Annotated in this window: 14 protein-coding genes and 2 tRNA genes; 3 read left to right on the forward strand and 13 right to left on the reverse strand. The window is 19.2% G+C overall.

What is annotated here, in order from left to right:
- Positions 1 to 34 precede the first annotated feature (34 nt).
- From lepA to orn, 7 genes are all read right to left on the reverse strand, one after another.
- Entirely contained in the window at positions 35 to 1825 is a 1791-nt protein-coding gene (gene lepA / locus GJT97_RS00810; protein ID WP_169767608.1) for a translation elongation factor 4, read from the reverse strand.
- Between the two features lie 44 nt (positions 1826 to 1869).
- The gene (locus tag GJT97_RS00815; protein WP_169767609.1) at positions 1870 to 3909 is read right to left on the reverse strand and encodes a M3 family metallopeptidase; all 2040 of its coding nucleotides are present in this window, start codon (positions 3907 to 3909) and stop codon (positions 1870 to 1872) included.
- Positions 3910 to 4031: 122 nt separating this feature from the next.
- The gene (rlmB, locus tag GJT97_RS00820) at positions 4032 to 4775 is read right to left on the reverse strand and encodes a 23S rRNA (guanosine(2251)-2'-O)-methyltransferase RlmB (protein ID WP_169767610.1); all 744 of its coding nucleotides are present in this window, start codon (positions 4773 to 4775) and stop codon (positions 4032 to 4034) included.
- A 71-nt stretch (positions 4776 to 4846) separates the two neighbouring features.
- On the reverse strand, positions 4847 to 5797 hold the full coding sequence (gene miaA, locus GJT97_RS00825; RefSeq protein ID WP_169767611.1) for a tRNA (adenosine(37)-N6)-dimethylallyltransferase MiaA: 951 nt from the start codon (positions 5795 to 5797) through the stop codon (positions 4847 to 4849).
- An 8-nt stretch (positions 5798 to 5805) separates the two neighbouring features.
- A complete protein-coding gene (gene mutL / locus GJT97_RS00830; protein ID WP_169767612.1) occupies positions 5806 to 7494 on the reverse strand; it encodes a DNA mismatch repair endonuclease MutL in 1689 nt (562 codons plus the stop codon).
- A gap of 55 nt (positions 7495 to 7549) precedes the next feature.
- Positions 7550 to 7622: transfer RNA gene (locus GJT97_RS00835), tRNA-Gly, on the reverse strand.
- A 47-nt stretch (positions 7623 to 7669) separates the two neighbouring features.
- Positions 7670 to 8248, reverse strand: a complete 579-nt coding sequence (gene orn / locus GJT97_RS00840; protein ID WP_169767613.1) for an oligoribonuclease — start codon at positions 8246 to 8248, stop codon at positions 7670 to 7672.
- Between the two features lie 104 nt (positions 8249 to 8352).
- Between orn and asd the strand changes: the two genes are divergently transcribed.
- Positions 8353 to 9222 (forward strand): archaetidylserine decarboxylase, encoded by an 870-nt coding sequence (gene asd, locus GJT97_RS00845; RefSeq protein ID WP_169767614.1) that lies wholly within the window; start codon positions 8353 to 8355, stop codon positions 9220 to 9222.
- A gap of 20 nt (positions 9223 to 9242) precedes the next feature.
- Here the strand turns inward: asd and epmA are convergent, their stop codons facing one another.
- Together epmA and efp are read right to left on the reverse strand one after the other, a co-directional pair.
- Positions 9243 to 10220 (reverse strand): elongation factor P--(R)-beta-lysine ligase, encoded by a 978-nt coding sequence (gene epmA, locus GJT97_RS00850; RefSeq protein WP_169767615.1) that lies wholly within the window; start codon positions 10218 to 10220, stop codon positions 9243 to 9245.
- Positions 10221 to 10237: 17 nt separating this feature from the next.
- The gene (gene efp / locus GJT97_RS00855; protein WP_169767616.1) at positions 10238 to 10807 is read right to left on the reverse strand and encodes an elongation factor P; all 570 of its coding nucleotides are present in this window, start codon (positions 10805 to 10807) and stop codon (positions 10238 to 10240) included.
- A 66-nt stretch (positions 10808 to 10873) separates the two neighbouring features.
- Here efp and GJT97_RS00860 point away from each other — a divergent pair, with 66 nt between their 5' ends.
- Positions 10874 to 11851, forward strand: coding sequence for a KamA family radical SAM protein (locus GJT97_RS00860; protein ID WP_169767617.1), 978 nt, complete (start codon positions 10874 to 10876; stop codon positions 11849 to 11851).
- 103 nt (positions 11852 to 11954) lie between these two features.
- Here GJT97_RS00860 and groL read toward each other — a convergent pair whose 3' ends face one another.
- Positions 11955 to 13604: a chaperonin GroEL gene (groL, locus tag GJT97_RS00865; RefSeq protein ID WP_169767618.1), complete on the reverse strand. Its 1650-nt coding sequence runs from the start codon at positions 13602 to 13604 to the stop codon at positions 11955 to 11957.
- Positions 13605 to 13676: 72 nt separating this feature from the next.
- Positions 13677 to 13967, reverse strand: a complete 291-nt coding sequence (locus tag GJT97_RS00870; protein WP_169767619.1) for a co-chaperone GroES — start codon at positions 13965 to 13967, stop codon at positions 13677 to 13679.
- Between the two features lie 227 nt (positions 13968 to 14194).
- Between GJT97_RS00870 and GJT97_RS00875 the strand changes: the two genes are divergently transcribed.
- Positions 14195 to 14267, forward strand: a tRNA-Phe gene (locus tag GJT97_RS00875).
- Between the two features lie 121 nt (positions 14268 to 14388).
- On the opposite strand, the gene GJT97_RS00880 is transcribed toward GJT97_RS00875, so the two are convergent.
- Positions 14389 to 15615: an outer membrane beta-barrel protein gene (locus tag GJT97_RS00880; protein WP_169767620.1), complete on the reverse strand. Its 1227-nt coding sequence runs from the start codon at positions 15613 to 15615 to the stop codon at positions 14389 to 14391.
- A gap of 147 nt (positions 15616 to 15762) precedes the next feature.
- Positions 15763 to 16737, reverse strand: coding sequence for a CAF17-like 4Fe-4S cluster assembly/insertion protein YgfZ (gene ygfZ, locus GJT97_RS00885; RefSeq protein ID WP_169767621.1), 975 nt, complete (start codon positions 16735 to 16737; stop codon positions 15763 to 15765).
- Positions 16738 to 16753 lie beyond the last annotated feature (16 nt).

Here is a 16753-nt window from a genome sequence, read left to right on the forward strand (position 1 = left end):
TTTTGAAATTTTAAAAATTTTATTTTTTAAAAAATTATTTTGGTATTTTTAACATATCTAAAAAAATTGAAGATGGTAATTTAACATTACCAATATTTTTCATGCGTTTTTTACCTTCTTTTTGTTTTTGAATTAATTTTTTTTTTCTACTAACATCACCTCCATAACATTTAGCGATGACATTTTTACGTAATTGTTTAATTTTTGCACTAGAAATAATTTTTTTATTAATAGCAGCTTGTATTGTAATATTAAATTGTTGTCTAGGAATTAATATTTTAAGTTTTTCTATTAAAGAACGACTATAAGAATAAATTTTACTCCTATAAGTAATTGTTGTTAATGCATCAATACATTTTTTATTAATTAATATGTTTACACACACTAGATCAGATTTTTTAAATTTTAAAAAATTATAATCTAATGATCCATAACCTTTTGTAATAGATTTTAATTTATCAAAAAAATTTATAATAATCCCTATCATAGGAATTTCATATATTAAAATAACATTATTATTATGATATATAATATCTTTTTGTATACCATATTTACTGATACATAATTTAATAATTTTACCTATATATTTTATAGGAGAAAAAATCTTACATTTTAAGATAGGTTCTCTTATTTCTTTAATTAAAGAAAAATTTGGAAATTTTGATGGATTATCTATAAATAAAATTTTGTTATCTAATGTTTTTATTTCATATTTTACTGTAGGTATGGTCGTAATAATATGAATATTATATTCGTTTAATAATCTTTGTTGTATAATTTCCATATGTAATAAACCTAAAAAACCACATCTATATCCATATCCTAATACTTCTGAATTTTCTGGTTCAAAAAATAACGAAGAATCATTTAAACTTAACTTTTTTAATGCATTACTAAAAATATTATATTCATCTGAAATTATTGGAAATAATCCTGCAAAAACTTTAGGTATACTTTTTTTAAATCCGGAAATTATTTTACTAGATGGATTTATATATGATGTTATAGTAGCACCTACTGGTACTTCAATTATATTTTTTGTTCCTAATACAATCCAACCAACATCACCACATTTTAATACATTTAAATTTTTTTTTTTAGGTGTAAAAATACCTATCTTTTCTATATAATATTTTTTTTTGGTATTTAAAATAAAAACTTTCATACCTTTTAAAATTTGTCCATTTTTTATACAAACTAATGCTATTACTCCTAAATAGTTATCAAACCAAGAATCTATAATTAATGCTTGTAATTTTTTTTTAATATTTCCTCTAGGTGAAGGAATTTTTTTTACTATGTTTTCTATTACTTCTTTTACACCTAAACCTGTTTTTGCAGAACATTTAAGAAATGTTGTAGATTTAATCCCAGTAATTGCTTCTATATCATTTTTAATTTTTTTTATATTTATTGACAATAAATCTATTTTATTAATAATAGGTAATACTTTTAATCCCATCTCTATAGCCGTTTTACAATTAGATATTGTCTGTGCTTCTATACCTTGCGAAGCATCTATCAATAATAAAGCACCTTCACAAGCAGACAAGGATCTAGAAACTTCGTAAGAAAAATCTACATGTCCTGGAGTATCAATAAAATTTAATTTATAAATATTATTATTTTGTGATTTATATTTTAAAGAAACACTTTGTGCTTTTATAGTAATACCTCTTTCTTTTTCTAAAATCATACTATCTAAAACTTGTGATGTCATTTCTCTTGTAGATAATCCTCCACAAATTTCTATTAATCTATCTGCAAATGTTGATTTACCATGATCAATATGAGCAATAATTGAAAAATTTCGTATATTTTTCATAAAATAATTATTTTACATTCTGTTAATATAAAATAAATTTTCATTTATATTTTAATGCCTCTTTGTTTAAGTAAAATATGAAAATTTAATTTTCTACCACTAAATTTTTTAAATAAGATCATAGGATCTATAGAATTACCTAAAGATAAAAAATTTTTTAAAAAATTTTTACCTATTTCAGGATTAAATAAACCATTTTTTTTAAAATGATAAAATGAATCTGCTGCTAATTGTTCTGACCATAAATAACTATAATATCCTGCAGCATATTCTCCACCAAATATATGATGAAATATATTAGTATATTTATTCCAAATTGGGATAGGAGAAATTGTAACAATATCTTTTTGTATTTCTTTAATCAAATGTGATATTTGATTATTTTTTTTTAAAGAAAATTCGTTATGAATTTTTATATCAAATAAACTTAATTCTATTTGGCGCATAAGTAATAAAGCAGAATTATATTTTTTAGATGTAATTAATCTATTTATTATATCTGATGGCATATTTTTATGTTTTTGATAATGTTGAGAAATCATTTTAAGAGGTTTATATTCCCAACACCAATATTCCATAAATTGACTAGGAAATTCTACAATATCTAAAGGTAAACCATTAATACCTGATATATTAGGTATATTAATACAAGAAGTAATGTGATGTAAAGCATGTCCAAATTCATGAAATAAAGTTAAAATATCATGATGGTGTAAAAGAAAAATGTTATTGTTTGAAGGAGTAAAATTACAATTAATAAATGCTATTGGATATTGTAACATTCCATTAGATTTTAAAATTCTTGTTTGACATATATCCATCCATGCACCACTACGTTTTTCTACACGAAAATATAAATCAAAATAAATACTTCCACATAATTTATTATTTTCATCAAAAACATTAAAAAACATTACATTTTTATGCCAAACTGAAACTTTTTTTAAAATAAATGATAAACCGTATATATTATTAATAATTTGGAACATACCTTTTATTACAACATTAATGGGAAAATATTCACGAATAATATTATCATTTATTCCATATAAATAAAATTTATATTTTTCTGTAAAAAAAGATACATCCCATGGATTAATATTAATAATATTATATTTTTTTTTAACAAATTTTTTTAAATTTAAAACTTCTTTTATAGCTTGTTTTTTAGATAATTTAAGTAATGTATATAAAAAAGACAAAACTTTATTTATTTTTTTTGCTGATTTATTTATTAAAGATTGTTCAGAATAAGAACTATATCCTAGTAAATTAGATAATTTTAAACGTAAAGATAATTCTTTTTGTATAATGGTTTCATTTTCTAATGAAATGTTATCATCTAATGATGATGCTCTTATACTATATTTATAGTATATTTCTTTTCTTAAATTTTGATTATTACAAAATGTAATTATTGATAAATAAATTGGATAATCTAAACTTAGTAAGTATCCTTTTTTATTTTTTAATAAAGCATTTTCATGCATTATTTTTATTATATAATCAGGAATACCATCTAATTCTTTTTTATTAAAAATATATTTTTTAAATTTTCTTGTACTGTCAAAAACATTATTATTAAAGTTATTTTCTAGTCTTAATAATTTTTTAATAATTTGTAAATATAATTTTTTTTGCTCTTGATTTAATAAAATTCCTGATAATTTAAAATCAAGTATAATATCATTAATAGATTTATTTTGTAATTTATCTAAATGTAAAATATTTTGTTTTTTTTGTACATATATATATGCTTGATATAAATCTAAATTTTGTTTAAACCATATATTATAATCAGTTATTATTTTAATAATAATTTCATAATTTTTCCTAATTTTTTTGTTATTATTAACATAATTTAAATGATTAATAGGAGCAAAAATACGATATAAATTTTCTTCTAATTCTAGAATTTTTTGACAAAAATTTTCCCAATTATAATTATTTTTTTTATTTCTTAATATTTTATTAATTTTTTTTTTAATATTATTTATTGTAATTATAATCGCTGGAACCATACAATCATCAGTAATTTGATCAAATGGAGGTAACAAGAAATCTGATAATAAGGGATTATTCATAATCAATTTCCAGTTTATATAAAAATAAAATTTAAAATATTCATTAAATATATAATAATTTTATAAAAAAAAACATTACATTTTATTTTTAAATAATAAATATTATTAATTAATTTGTAATATTAAACAATATAATTTTGTCTATTTATTTCAAAAAGAAAAATACTAGTAGCAACAGAAACATTTAAAGAATTTACATTATTAAACATGGGAATAGAAAGTAATATATCACAATTATTTTTAATAATAGATTTTATTCCTTTATTTTCTGAACCCATAACTAAACATATTGGATATTTTAGTTTGTAATTATAAATTGTATTATTAATTACATTATTATCAGTACCAATAATAAAAATATTAAGAGATTTCAAAAATTGAATAATATTAACTAAATTTTTAACAAAAATAATAGGTATATCATCTGATGTTCCACAAGACACTTTTTTTACTGTAGCATTTATTTTGGCAGAAAATTTTTTAGGTAAAATAATCATATTTACATTAAAAGCAACAGCACTTCTAATACACGCTCCTAAATTATGAGGATCTGTTATACGATCTAATACTAAAATTAATATTTTTTTAGAAAAATTAATAATATTGATTATATCATTTTCTTTAAAAAATATTAATTTATTTAAAACACCCATACATCCTTGATGTATGCTATTATTAGTTTTGCTATCTAACCATTTTTTATTTACTTTATATATATTTATATTATATTTTTTTATATAAAAAAATAATTCTTTAATATTGTTAGATTTTTTTTTACTATTTAAAATAAATATTTCTTTAAAAGAAAGAGGATTTTTTTTTAACATATTGATAATAGGATGTATACCAAAAATAATATTTTTCATTTTATATTTTATAAAATATTGATTAATAATTATATATATAATAAAACATATTTTTTTTTTAAATTAAAAAATTATTTTATTTTTTTAAAAATAAATTTTATGATAAAATCATATGCTTTATAAATATCATTACTATCAAACCAATGAATATTTTCCCAATGACGTAACCAAGTTAATTGTTTTTTTGCTAAATGACGTGTTGAAATGATAGTTTGTTGTATCATTTCTTTATAAGTAATTTTATTTAAAATATAAAGAAACATTTGTTTATACCCGATACAACGAATAGCAGGAAAATTTATTTTTAAAAATTTTAATTTTATAAGATCACTTACTTCTTTTTCAAAACCTAGTTCTAACATTTTTAATATTCTAGTTTCTATTTTTTGATATAAAATTTGACGATTATAATAAGTTAAACCAAATTGATATATTTGATAAGGAATTTTATTTCTAGAAGTTTCTTTTAATTTACTTAAAGTTTTACCTGTTAAAAAAAAAATTTCTAAAGCTCTGATAATTCTTTGCGTGTCGTTTAAGTGAATTTTATTTGCAGACATAATATCTATTTTTTTTAACATATCGTGATATGATATAAATAATTTATTTTTTATTTGATTTTTAATCATATTACGTATATCAATATTTGATGGTGGTAATAAAGGAGATATTGTATTAATTAATATTTTATAATAAAACATACTACCACCAACTAATAAAGGTATTTTCCCTCTTTTAGTAATATTATCCATAATATTTAAAACATCATTATAAAATTCCATAACTGAATATTTTTGATAAGGTTCTTTAATATCAATTAGCCAATGTTTTGTATAAAAAAAATCATTTTTTTTAGGTTTATCCGTTCCTATATTTAATTTTTTATAAATTAAAGAAGAGTCAACACTAATTAATTCTATAGGTAATATTTTAGCTAAACGAGTAGCTAAATAAGTTTTTTTAGATGCTGTTGTACCCATTAAAAAAATTGCTAATGGTAATTTATTAATTTTAATATTCATATTATAAATTATATTTCTATTAAACAAAATAATTCTTTTATTATAAGATTATTATTTAAATTTAATAATTCTAATTCCATTAATAAATCTATAATTTTATAATTATCCCATGTAATATACGAGTCATTAATACAATTAATTAATAATTTTATAATCCTTTTTAAGGATATTATTTTTATGTGTATAATTTTTCTTATTAAATTAAGAAATATTTTTGTTATATTAAAATATGACAAAAATATAGGTACATACATAATATGTAATACATTTTTATTATTTAATGAAAAATAAAAACCTAATTTCAATAAAATTTGTTTTGTTTTATATAAAACAATATATTCTTTTTCTGTTATATTTATTTTAATATTTATTTTAAAATTATTAATAATATCTTTATTTTGTAAAATTAATTGAAATTTTTTTTTTAAAAAAAAATAAAACAATGTTTTAATTATAATAAAATACAAAAAATTATTTTTTTTTATGATAATATAATTATTTTTTATTATAGTAAGAAATTTACCAAAATTTTTAAAATAAAAATTTGGTCTATTATCTAAATAGACTATTTTTTGTTTTATTTTATTATTCATTAAAATATTTTCTACATTAGCAGAATACTTATAATATTTTAAATTTATTTTATTTTTTTTTTTTAAAATATAAATTTCTTTATTTTGGTTTTTTATTTGAAAATTATTTTTATATAAAATTTTCGAAATATTTTTATGTATAAAATTATATATTAATTGCGTATTATAAAAACGAATATCATTTTTTTTAGGATGTATATTTATGTCGATTTTATTAGATTCTATTTCTAGATATAATAAAAAAGAAAAAATATAACTTTGATTAAATTTATTTTGAATCGTTTCTTTAATTGTACGATATAAAAAATTATTATTTATAATACGGTTATTTACATAAAAATATTTAAACAAATTATTTGGTATTTTTTTTTTATCAAAAATCATTATTCTTCCATATAATTTTAATTTTTTATAAATTGCATTAATTTCTAATGAATTTTTTAAAAAATTATTACCGAAAATAACTTTTATTCTATTTATATAAGAAATATTATCTGTAACTTTTTTAAAATTATAAATAACTTTATTTTGATATTTAAACTTAATACCTATACCTAATTTCATTAAAATAATTTTTTTAATAATATTTTTAATATAGATAAATTCTACTTTATCATCTAATAGACACAATCTTCTAGCAGGTAAATTATAAAAAATATCAGATATAATAATAGTTGTCCCAGTAGGATGAGAAATAGGATTTAAAGAAAGTATTTGTTCATTAAATCCTTCTGTATATAATTGCCATGCAAATGATTGTTTTAATGTTTTAGATATGATAGTCATTCTAGATACAGATTTTATACTAGTTAAAGCTTCTCCTCTAAAACCAAAACTATTTAAAAAATTAAAACTATTTAAATTATTTATTTTACTTGTAGCATATTTTTTTATACATAAAATTAAATCTTTTTTATTCATACCTATACCATTATCATTTAAATTAATATATTTTCCTCCTTTTTCTATATGTAAATTTATTTGTGATGCTTTTGCATCAATACTATTTTCAATTAATTCTTTAACTATAGTTGCTGGTCTGTCTATTACTTCACCTGCAGCTATTTTTTTTATTACATTTTTAGGTAGAATTTTAATAGACATGTATTTTTTAAAAAATTTTTTAATAAATTTTCATAAAATAATTTATATATTATTAAGCGGGAAACGAGATTCGAACTCGCGACCCCAACCATGGCAAGGTTGTACTCTACCAACTGAGCTATTCCCGCTAAAATTTAATAATGTATGTAATAAAATACAATTTATCATATTAAATTTATATTTTATTTGTCAATATATTTTTAATATTATTTGTTTTAAATATATATTTTTTATAGAATTTTAATTCCTTTATGGATTGATAAATATCATTAAAAGCATTATGAAATGTATTTTTTTTTGGAAATTTATTATAAATATTAGGATACCAAATTTTTGTAAGTTCTTTTATTGAACTTACATCGATATTTCGATAATGAAAATATTTTTCTAAATTTGGCATATAATTAAATAAAAAAATTCTATCTTTATATATACTATTCCCACATAAAGGAGAGGTATTAGGTTTAATCCATGATTTTAAAAAATTTAATATATATTTTTCTGTTTTTTTTAAATTAAATTTACTATTTTTAACTTTTTTAATTAATCCATTTTTAGTATGTATATTTTTATTCCAAATATTCATCAAATTTAAAATATTATCTGGTTGATATACTGGGATAGTTAAACCTTTATTTATAATTTTTAGATTATTATTAGTAATAATAATAGCAATTTCAATTATATGATCTTTATTAGGATTAAGACCTGTCATTTCTAAATCTAACCATACTAAATTAGTATTTATTTTCATAAATAATATCCTTATATCAATTTTTGATTAAAAATTAAAATTTTATATACTTAAAAGATAAAATTTTTTATATTAAAATATTACATAAAATATTTCTTCATAAAATGAAAAAAAAAATATATTTATATATACAACGTTATTTACCAAAATTATTTATTACAAATATTTTTGGATATTTATCTAAAAAAAAATTAAATTTTATAACTACTTTTTTTATATTTTTATTTATTAAAATTTATAAAATAAATATGAAAGAAACAAAATATCCTAATATTTTTTATTACAAAACTTTTAATGCATTTTTTATCAGAAAACTAGATATGTTTAATAGACCTATTGATAATAATAAAAATCATATTATTCATAATTCAGATGGTATAATTAATGAAATTGGTTGTATAAAAAAAAATAAACTTTTTCAATTTAAAGGTTGTAAATATTCTTTATATAATCTTATAGGAAATAATAAATATATAAATAAAATTTTTAGTAATGGAAATTTTATTAATGTATATTTATCTCCTAAAAATTATCATAGAGTACATATGTCTTATAATGGTTTTTTATTAAAAATGATATATATTCCTGGAAAATTATTTCCCGTTAATAATATTATTACAAATAATTTATGTAATTTATTTATTTTAAATGAAAGAATAGTTTTTTTATTTAAAACAAAATTTGGTTTGATGATTAAAATTTTAATTGGTGCTCAAATAGTTGGAAGTATTCATACTTCTTGGTCTGGTTTAATAATACCTCCTAGAGCAAATAAAATTTTGACTTGGAACTGGCCATATATTAATAATTTTAATAAAAAAGATTTTATTTTTCTAAAAAAAGGTGAAGAAATAGGTTATTTTAATATAGGATCAACTGTTATTACATTATTCCCACCTAAAACAATTAAATTTAATCCTATTCTAAAAAAAGGATTAAAAATAAAAATTGGAGAATTATTAGCATCATTTTAAATAATAAATAATTTTTTTAATTAAGATTTCATGATTGAAAAACTTACAGATTTATGAATAGTTTTTTGTTTTAATAAAAACATAATAAATCTATCTAAACCTAGAGCCATACCTGAACAATTAGGTATATTCCCATGTTTTATCGCTTTTAAAAAAAGAAAATCTATTTTTTTAGAAGATAAACCCATTAATTTTCTTTTATTATTATCTTTAACAAATCTTTTCTTTTGTTCTAAAGCATTATTTAATTCATGGAAACCATTTCCTAATTCTACTCCTTTAAAAAAAACTTCAAATCTATTTGCCAAATATTTTTTTTTATTTATAGTTTCTGTAGTTTTTTGTGATGCTGGAAAGTGATATATTATAATAGGATTTTTATAACCTAATTTAGGAACAATATACAAATCAAATAATATTTGTACATAGTTATTAACTATATTTTGAGTAAATTTTTCATTATTATTTTTTACTAAACCAATATCTTTTATTAAAGATAATAATTTTTTTTGTTTAACTTTAAATGGATTTATATCCAAATATTTTAAAAAAATTTTTTTATATGAATATTTTTCAAGTGCATTAAATCCAAATTCTATAAAAAACTTATTTACTTCTAACATTAATTGAGTTAAATCATAATTGATATGATACCATTCTAACATAGTAAATTCTGGACTATGATATTTTCCTAGTTCTTCATTACGGAAACTATGACATATTTGATAAATAGATCTATTTATCTTCGATGCAAGAATTCTTTTCATATGATATTCAGGACTAGTAATTAAAAATAATTTTTTTTTTTTTTTATAATTGAAAAAATTTGTATTAAATTGTTTCAAATAAGGACTAGTATTTTCAAATTGTGTTAATATTGGTGTGTCTACTTCAAGAAATTTTTTTTTATCAAAAAAATTTCTTATTTTTTTTATTATAAAAGAACGTTTAATTAGATTATGTATCTTAATACTAGTTAGCCAATTAAAATTTTTCATTTTTTTATATTTATAATTTATAATTTATAACGAGAAATATATTTTTTTTTTCTTATATCAATTTTAATTAAATCACCAATCTTAATAAAAGATGGTACTCTAATCAATTCTCCATTACTCATAATTGCTTGTTTATTATTATTTATTGTACTACTTTTTAATACAAAATCTGTATTAGTTACTTTTAATTTAATAAAATTAGGTAATGTTAAAAATATAGGTAATTGATTCCAAAAAGTTATTATGTAATTATATTCAGGAATTAACCATTTTTTTTTATCTTTAATAACTTGATTATTAATCATAATCTGTTCAAAATTATTTTCATACATAAAATAATAAAAATCATTTTTTTCATTGTATAAATATTTTAATTTTTTTTCTAAAATATCAGCGGTATTTAAATTATAAGTTGATTTAAAAGTTTTATCAATTAATTTTTCTGTAATTAAATTACGCATTTTTATTCTAACAAAAGCTTGTCCTTTGCCTGGTTTTACAAATTCACTATTTTCTATAATATAAGGTTGATTTAAAAATATAAATTTCATTCCAATTTTAAAATTATTACTAGAATAATTAATCATTTTTTTTCTTTTTTTAAAAAATTATTAATTTATAATATAATATATTTATTTAAATAAAATATTTTTATGAAAGAATTATGGTTACAACAATTATCAAATAGTATTAATAATAATACTGATTTAATCAAAATTACAAATATAAAAAAACAAAATAGTTATCAATTTTTATATAAAAATAAAAATATAAAATTTAATGTTAAAATACCTGTTATTTTTATAAAAAAAATAGAAAAGAATAATCATCGAGATCCAATATTATTACAGTTTATTTTACATAAAAAAGAATTAATTACAAATAAAAAATATAATAATAATCCATTAAATGAACAATTTATTAAACCTGGAATAATACATAAATATAAAAATAGAATATTAATTTTAATTACAGGAATGTGTGCAGTACATTGTAGATATTGTTTCCGTAAAAACACTAAACAAATAAATTCCATTAAATTATGTGATTGGTTTCAAATAATAAATTATATACAAAAAAATAAACAAATTAATGAAATTATTTTTTCCGGAGGAGACCCTTTAATATTAAATGATTATAGATTGAATTTTTTTATTAATGATATAAAAAACATTTCCCATATTAAAGTATTAAGAATACATACAAGAATAATATGTATTATTCCTGAAAGAATTACATCAAATTTAATAAAAATTTTTAATAAATGTAAATTTAATATTGTAATAGTTACTCATATTAATCATCCTAATGAAATTAGTGAAGAATTATTTAATAAAATTTTACTTTTAAAAAAAGTAGGGATTACTATGTTAAATCAAAGTGTTTTATTAAAAAATATTAATAATAATGATAATATTTTAATTAAATTAAGTAATAGTTTATTTAATATTGGAATATTACCATACTATATTCATTTATTAGATAAAGTAGAAGGCAGCAAACATTTTAATGTTTCTGAAAAAAAAGCTAAAAAAATTATACAAAAAATATCATTATCTTTATCAGGATTTTTAATTCCTAAATTAACTAAAGAAATTTATGGGAAAAAATATAAAAAATTTATTATATAATAAATTTTTATAAAAAAAGCTGTGCCTATTAATGCACAGCTTAATAAATAATTTAAATTAAAAAATATTTTATTTAAATAAATAAAAATCTTTATTATAAAACTTACATCATACCACCCATTCCACCACCCATACCACTACCTGGCGGTGTACTAGATATATCTGATTTATCATCTTTTGGTAAATCTGTTACCATACATTCTGTAGTAATCATAAGTCCTGCAACAGATGCAGAATATTGTAAAGCTGAACGTGTAACTTTAGTAGGGTCTAAAATACCAAATTTAATCATATCTCCATATTCTTCATTAGCCGCATTATATCCATAATTACCATGCCCATCCTTAACATTATTTGCTACTACAGAAGGTTCTTCTCCTGAATTAAAAACTATTTGACGTAAAGGAGCTTCCATAGCTCTTAAAGCTACTTTTATACCCATATTTTGATCTTCATTTTGTCCTGTTAAATTCATTAATTTAGCTGCTACACGTACTAATGCTACTCCTCCTCCAGCTACAACACCTTCTTCTACAGCTGCTCTAGTAGCATGTAAAGCATCTTCTACTCGAGCTTTTTTTTCTTTCATTTCTACTTCAGTAGCAGCACCTACTTTTAGTACAGCTACACCTCCTGCTAATTTAGCTACTCTTTCTTGAAGTTTTTCACGATCATAATCAGAAGATGCTTCATCTATTTGTTGTCTAATTTGATGCACACGACCTGAAATATCATTTTCTTTGCCAAGACCATCTATGATGGTTGTTGTATCTTTATTTATAACAATACGTTTTGCTTGTCCTAAATCTTCTAATGTTGTTTTTTCTAATTCTAAACCAATTTCTTCTGAAATAACATTACCACCAGTAAGAACTGCAATATCTTGCAACATAGCTTTACGACGATCACCAAAACCTGGTGCTTTAACTGCTGCAACTTTTACAACACCACGCATAGTATTAACAACTAATGTTGCTAATGCTTCGCCATCTACATCTTCTGCTATAATTAATAATGACTTACTTGCTTTTGCAACCATTTCAAGAATAGGTAATATTTCTCGAATATTCGAAAGTTTTTTATCTACTAAAAGTATATAAGGATTATCAAGTTCTACAGTCCCAGATTCTGACTTATTAATAAAATAAGGAGATAAATAACCTCTGTCAAATTGCATACCTTCGACAACATCTAATTCATCTTGTAAACCTGTTCCTTCTTCAACAGTAATAACACCTTCTTTACCTACTCGTTCCATTGCTTGAGCAATTAAATTACCAACAGTTTCATCTGCATTAGCAGAAATAGTACCTACTTGAGCTATAGATTTTGAATCAGAACATGGTACAGAAATAGTTTTTAACTCTTCTACAGCCGCTATAACTGCTTTATCTATACCTCTTTTTAAATCCATTGGATTCATACCAGCAGCAACAGCCTTTAAACCCTCACTTACTATTGATTGTGCTAAAACACTAGCTGTTGTTGTACCATCACCTGCTACATCATTAGCTTTAGAAGCAACTTCTTTTACCATTTGTGCTCCCATATTTTCAAACTTATCTTCTAATTCTATTTCTCTAGCTACTGTTACTCCATCTTTAGTTATTGCAGGTGCTCCAAATGATTTATCTAAAACAACATTTCTACCTTTTGGTCCAAGAGTAATTTTTACCGCATCTGCAAGTACATTTACACCTCGTAACATTTTTACACGTGCGTCATTACCAAATTTTACATCTTTCGCTGCCATTTTAAATATTCCTTAAATTAATTTATATTAAAATCATGTTCTTAAAAAATTTTTTTACTTCTAAATATAATTCTATTTAACAATAGCTAAAATATCACTTTCAGACATTATAAGAATTTCTTCATCATCAATTTTTTCTGTTTTAACACCATAACTATCATTAAATATGATTATATCACCTTTTTTAACATCTAATGGTTTAACTACACCATTATCTAATATACGTCCTTTACCTACAGCTAATACTTCTCCACGAGTAGATTTACCTGCAGCAGAACCAGTTAACACAATTCCACCTGTAGATTTACATTCAACTTCTTTTCTTTTTACAATAACTCGATCATGTAACGGACGAATGTTCATTTAATGTATCTCCTTCAAGAAGTTTAATTGTATATAATTAATATTCTAATATATTTAAAGAATGTGCACTAAAAGATAAGGACATATAATCTATGTTTCAAGTATTATTTTAAAAATTTTTATTTTATTTATGTTCTGATACATTTTTAAAAATAAAAATATAATAAAATTATAATAAAAACATTGACGTTTAATTATTATTATTGTCATAATATAACTATTATTTTGCCCGAATAGCTCAGTCGGTAGAGCAGTGGACTGAAAATCCCCGTGTCGGTGGTTCAATTCCGCCTTCGGGCAAATATTATTATATTTATAAAATAAAAAATTGATAAACTGAAAAAAAATGCAGAAAGAATTTTCTTTCTGCATTTTTTTTCAGTTTATCAATAAATAATATAATTATTATCTTAATAAAACATTAAGAATAATTATTTTTAATAATAAAATTTTTATACATAAAAAGAATACTTTGATAAATATATAATTTATTAAAATAATCATAACTATTATAATTATTTTTATAATTTACTAAATTTTTTTTTGTAAAAAAATATTTTTTAATAGATTTAATAAATCTTAAAATTTTAATTTTAACATAACGATTTTTTATTAAATATTTTTTAAGAATTTTGTAATTATTAATTTTTCTATACTTTTTGTTAAAAAATAATTTTTTTTCTAATCTTTTAACAAAAATATTTTTTTTCGTTAAATAATTATTTATAAATAGTAAATATTTAACAACTAATTTTGCTTCTTTTTGAACTAAAAAATTATTTTTAATATTTTTTTCGTAATAATCTACATAACGTAAAATTAGTATTTTATTACTAAAATTACTTAATAAATTTTTCAATTTTAGTTTAAATAACTTATTTAAAATACTTTTATCTTTTTTATTTAAGAAAATACTTCTAAATTTTAAAAAAAACTTTTTTTTAGACATAAAATTATTATGACTATAGTTACTATAATAATTTTTTGATTTATTAATTAAATTTTTTATTGTAGGTAAATGATGTTTATCAAAAAATTTATATATTATACTAATACTAAACATAAAATTATTTGTTTTTTGGCCTAAATTATCATCATTTTTACTCCCAATATTTTTTATAACTCGATATTCGATTCTAGATGATAAATTATCTTTAATTTGATATTCCCCTCCAAAAGAAAATAATGGAGAGACATTATAATATAAATTATCTAAATTATAATATTTATAATTATTACTAAATCGATTATAATAAGATTTAGCAAAAAACCCCCCTAAACGGGTATATAAATATAAATTTTTAAATATAGGATATCTAATATTAGTCGTTAATTGTATCCCTTTAACTTCAAAAAAATTTTTAATATTATCATTAATATTTTTTTTAATAATTCCTAACCACTCTAATCCTAATTCTAAACCCAGAAAATTATTTGTTTGATATCCTAAAAAAAGTCCATTTCCTAGTTTATTAAAAAAAGTATATTCTTTATCATCAATGTCTTTCCCTAACAATTTAATATTATTATATTGTGATAATCCAAATGTAGAACCAAAATACCAATAATCTTTAAAATTAGATTTAGCATTAGCAATATTATGAATACTTATCATAATTATTGTAAAAATAATAATTATTTTTTTCATTTTTTATATAAACCTTTCTTTATGAAATAAAATTTAAATTTATATTTTTTACTTTATTGATAACCTTTTTAAATATTTTTTATTTATTTAAAATGATATAACCTCATTCATATATATAACCAAAGTTAGTATTTACTAAAATATTTTTTAAAATAATTTAATAATTAAAAAAATACTATTTTTATCTTTTTTAAATCTAATTAAAGATTCTTTGGTAAAATTATTTTTTAATATAACCTGTATCCAAAATATATTTGATGTAGTTTCTAATATTTTTAAAATAATTCTACTTCTTATAATCCTCCATTCTCCATTTTTATTAGTTTTAAATTCTAATAAATCATCATATGATGGTATTATTTTTGTTTGACCTTTTAATAAAATTAATGTTTGATTTATTTTATTTTTAAATTTTAAACTACTAATAATTTCTTGCCCTAAATAACATCCTTTATCAAAATCAATAGTGTTTATTTGGTTAATAATAAATTGTTGTGGTAAAAATAAATTACAATGACGATTCATATCAATAATATAATAACCTATTTTCATATAAAATTTATCCCAAGAACTATTATTTTGTAAAAAAGTAATTTTAGATAAAAAAAATTTTTTTATGATAAAATTAATATTTTTTTGAGATAAAATCAAAAAATAATAATTCTTAGAATATTTAAACTTTAATACAATATCTTCATTAAAAAAATAAAGTGTTCTTTTCTTAAAGAAGAAACTTTTTTTTTTAAAATTTTTAAATAAAATTTGTTTTGTTTTAACATTTAAAATTCCAAAAATTTTCTTTTTTTTATCTAAAAAAATTGTTATATTATATAATAAAGTATATTTTTTAATATTTTTTAAGTATTCTTTTAATATATTTTTTCTAATTATATATTGATAAACATCATCACATATTTTAAATATATGCATATTCGTTAAAATTTTACCTTTCGAATTACAATGAAAAGTATTAAAAAAATTTATTTTATTATCTAACTTATTTATATCAATTGTTAATTGATTTTGTAAAAAAATTTTACTATCAGGACCTTTTACTGTTAAAATTTGTAAATTATTTAAATTAACATAATTTAATAAATTATTATTTTCTTTAAGATTCATTTTATAAAAAACTTTA

Source organism: Enterobacteriaceae endosymbiont of Donacia proxima (assembly GCF_012569285.1).
Lineage (GTDB): Bacteria > Pseudomonadota > Gammaproteobacteria > Enterobacterales > Enterobacteriaceae.

Excerpts from the sequence above, each read along its gene's own strand:
- lepA (WP_169767608.1), bottom strand. The coding sequence starts at position 1,825 with ATGAAAAATATACGAAATTTTTCAATTATTGCTCATATTGATCATGGT.
- GJT97_RS00815 (WP_169767609.1), bottom strand. The coding sequence starts at position 3,909 with ATGAATAATCCCTTATTATCAGATTTCTTGTTACCTCCATTTGATCAA.
- rlmB (WP_169767610.1), bottom strand. The coding sequence starts at position 4,775 with ATGAAAAATATTATTTTTGGTATACATCCTATTATCAATATGTTAAAA.
- miaA (WP_169767611.1), bottom strand. The coding sequence starts at position 5,797 with ATGAATATTAAAATTAATAAATTACCATTAGCAATTTTTTTAATGGGT.
- mutL (WP_169767612.1), bottom strand. The coding sequence starts at position 7,494 with ATGTCTATTAAAATTCTACCTAAAAATGTAATAAAAAAAATAGCTGCA.
- orn (WP_169767613.1), bottom strand. The coding sequence starts at position 8,248 with ATGAAAATAAATACTAATTTAGTATGGTTAGATTTAGAAATGACAGGT.
- asd (WP_169767614.1), top strand. The coding sequence starts at position 8,353 with ATGAAAAAAAAAATATATTTATATATACAACGTTATTTACCAAAATTA.
- epmA (WP_169767615.1), bottom strand. The coding sequence starts at position 10,220 with ATGAAAAATTTTAATTGGCTAACTAGTATTAAGATACATAATCTAATT.
- efp (WP_169767616.1), bottom strand. The coding sequence starts at position 10,807 with ATGATTAATTATTCTAGTAATAATTTTAAAATTGGAATGAAATTTATA.
- GJT97_RS00860 (WP_169767617.1), top strand. The coding sequence starts at position 10,874 with ATGAAAGAATTATGGTTACAACAATTATCAAATAGTATTAATAATAAT.
- groL (WP_169767618.1), bottom strand. The coding sequence starts at position 13,604 with ATGGCAGCGAAAGATGTAAAATTTGGTAATGACGCACGTGTAAAAATG.
- GJT97_RS00870 (WP_169767619.1), bottom strand. The coding sequence starts at position 13,967 with ATGAACATTCGTCCGTTACATGATCGAGTTATTGTAAAAAGAAAAGAA.
- GJT97_RS00880 (WP_169767620.1), bottom strand. The coding sequence starts at position 15,615 with ATGAAAAAAATAATTATTATTTTTACAATAATTATGATAAGTATTCAT.
- ygfZ (WP_169767621.1), bottom strand. The coding sequence starts at position 16,737 with ATGAATCTTAAAGAAAATAATAATTTATTAAATTATGTTAATTTAAAT.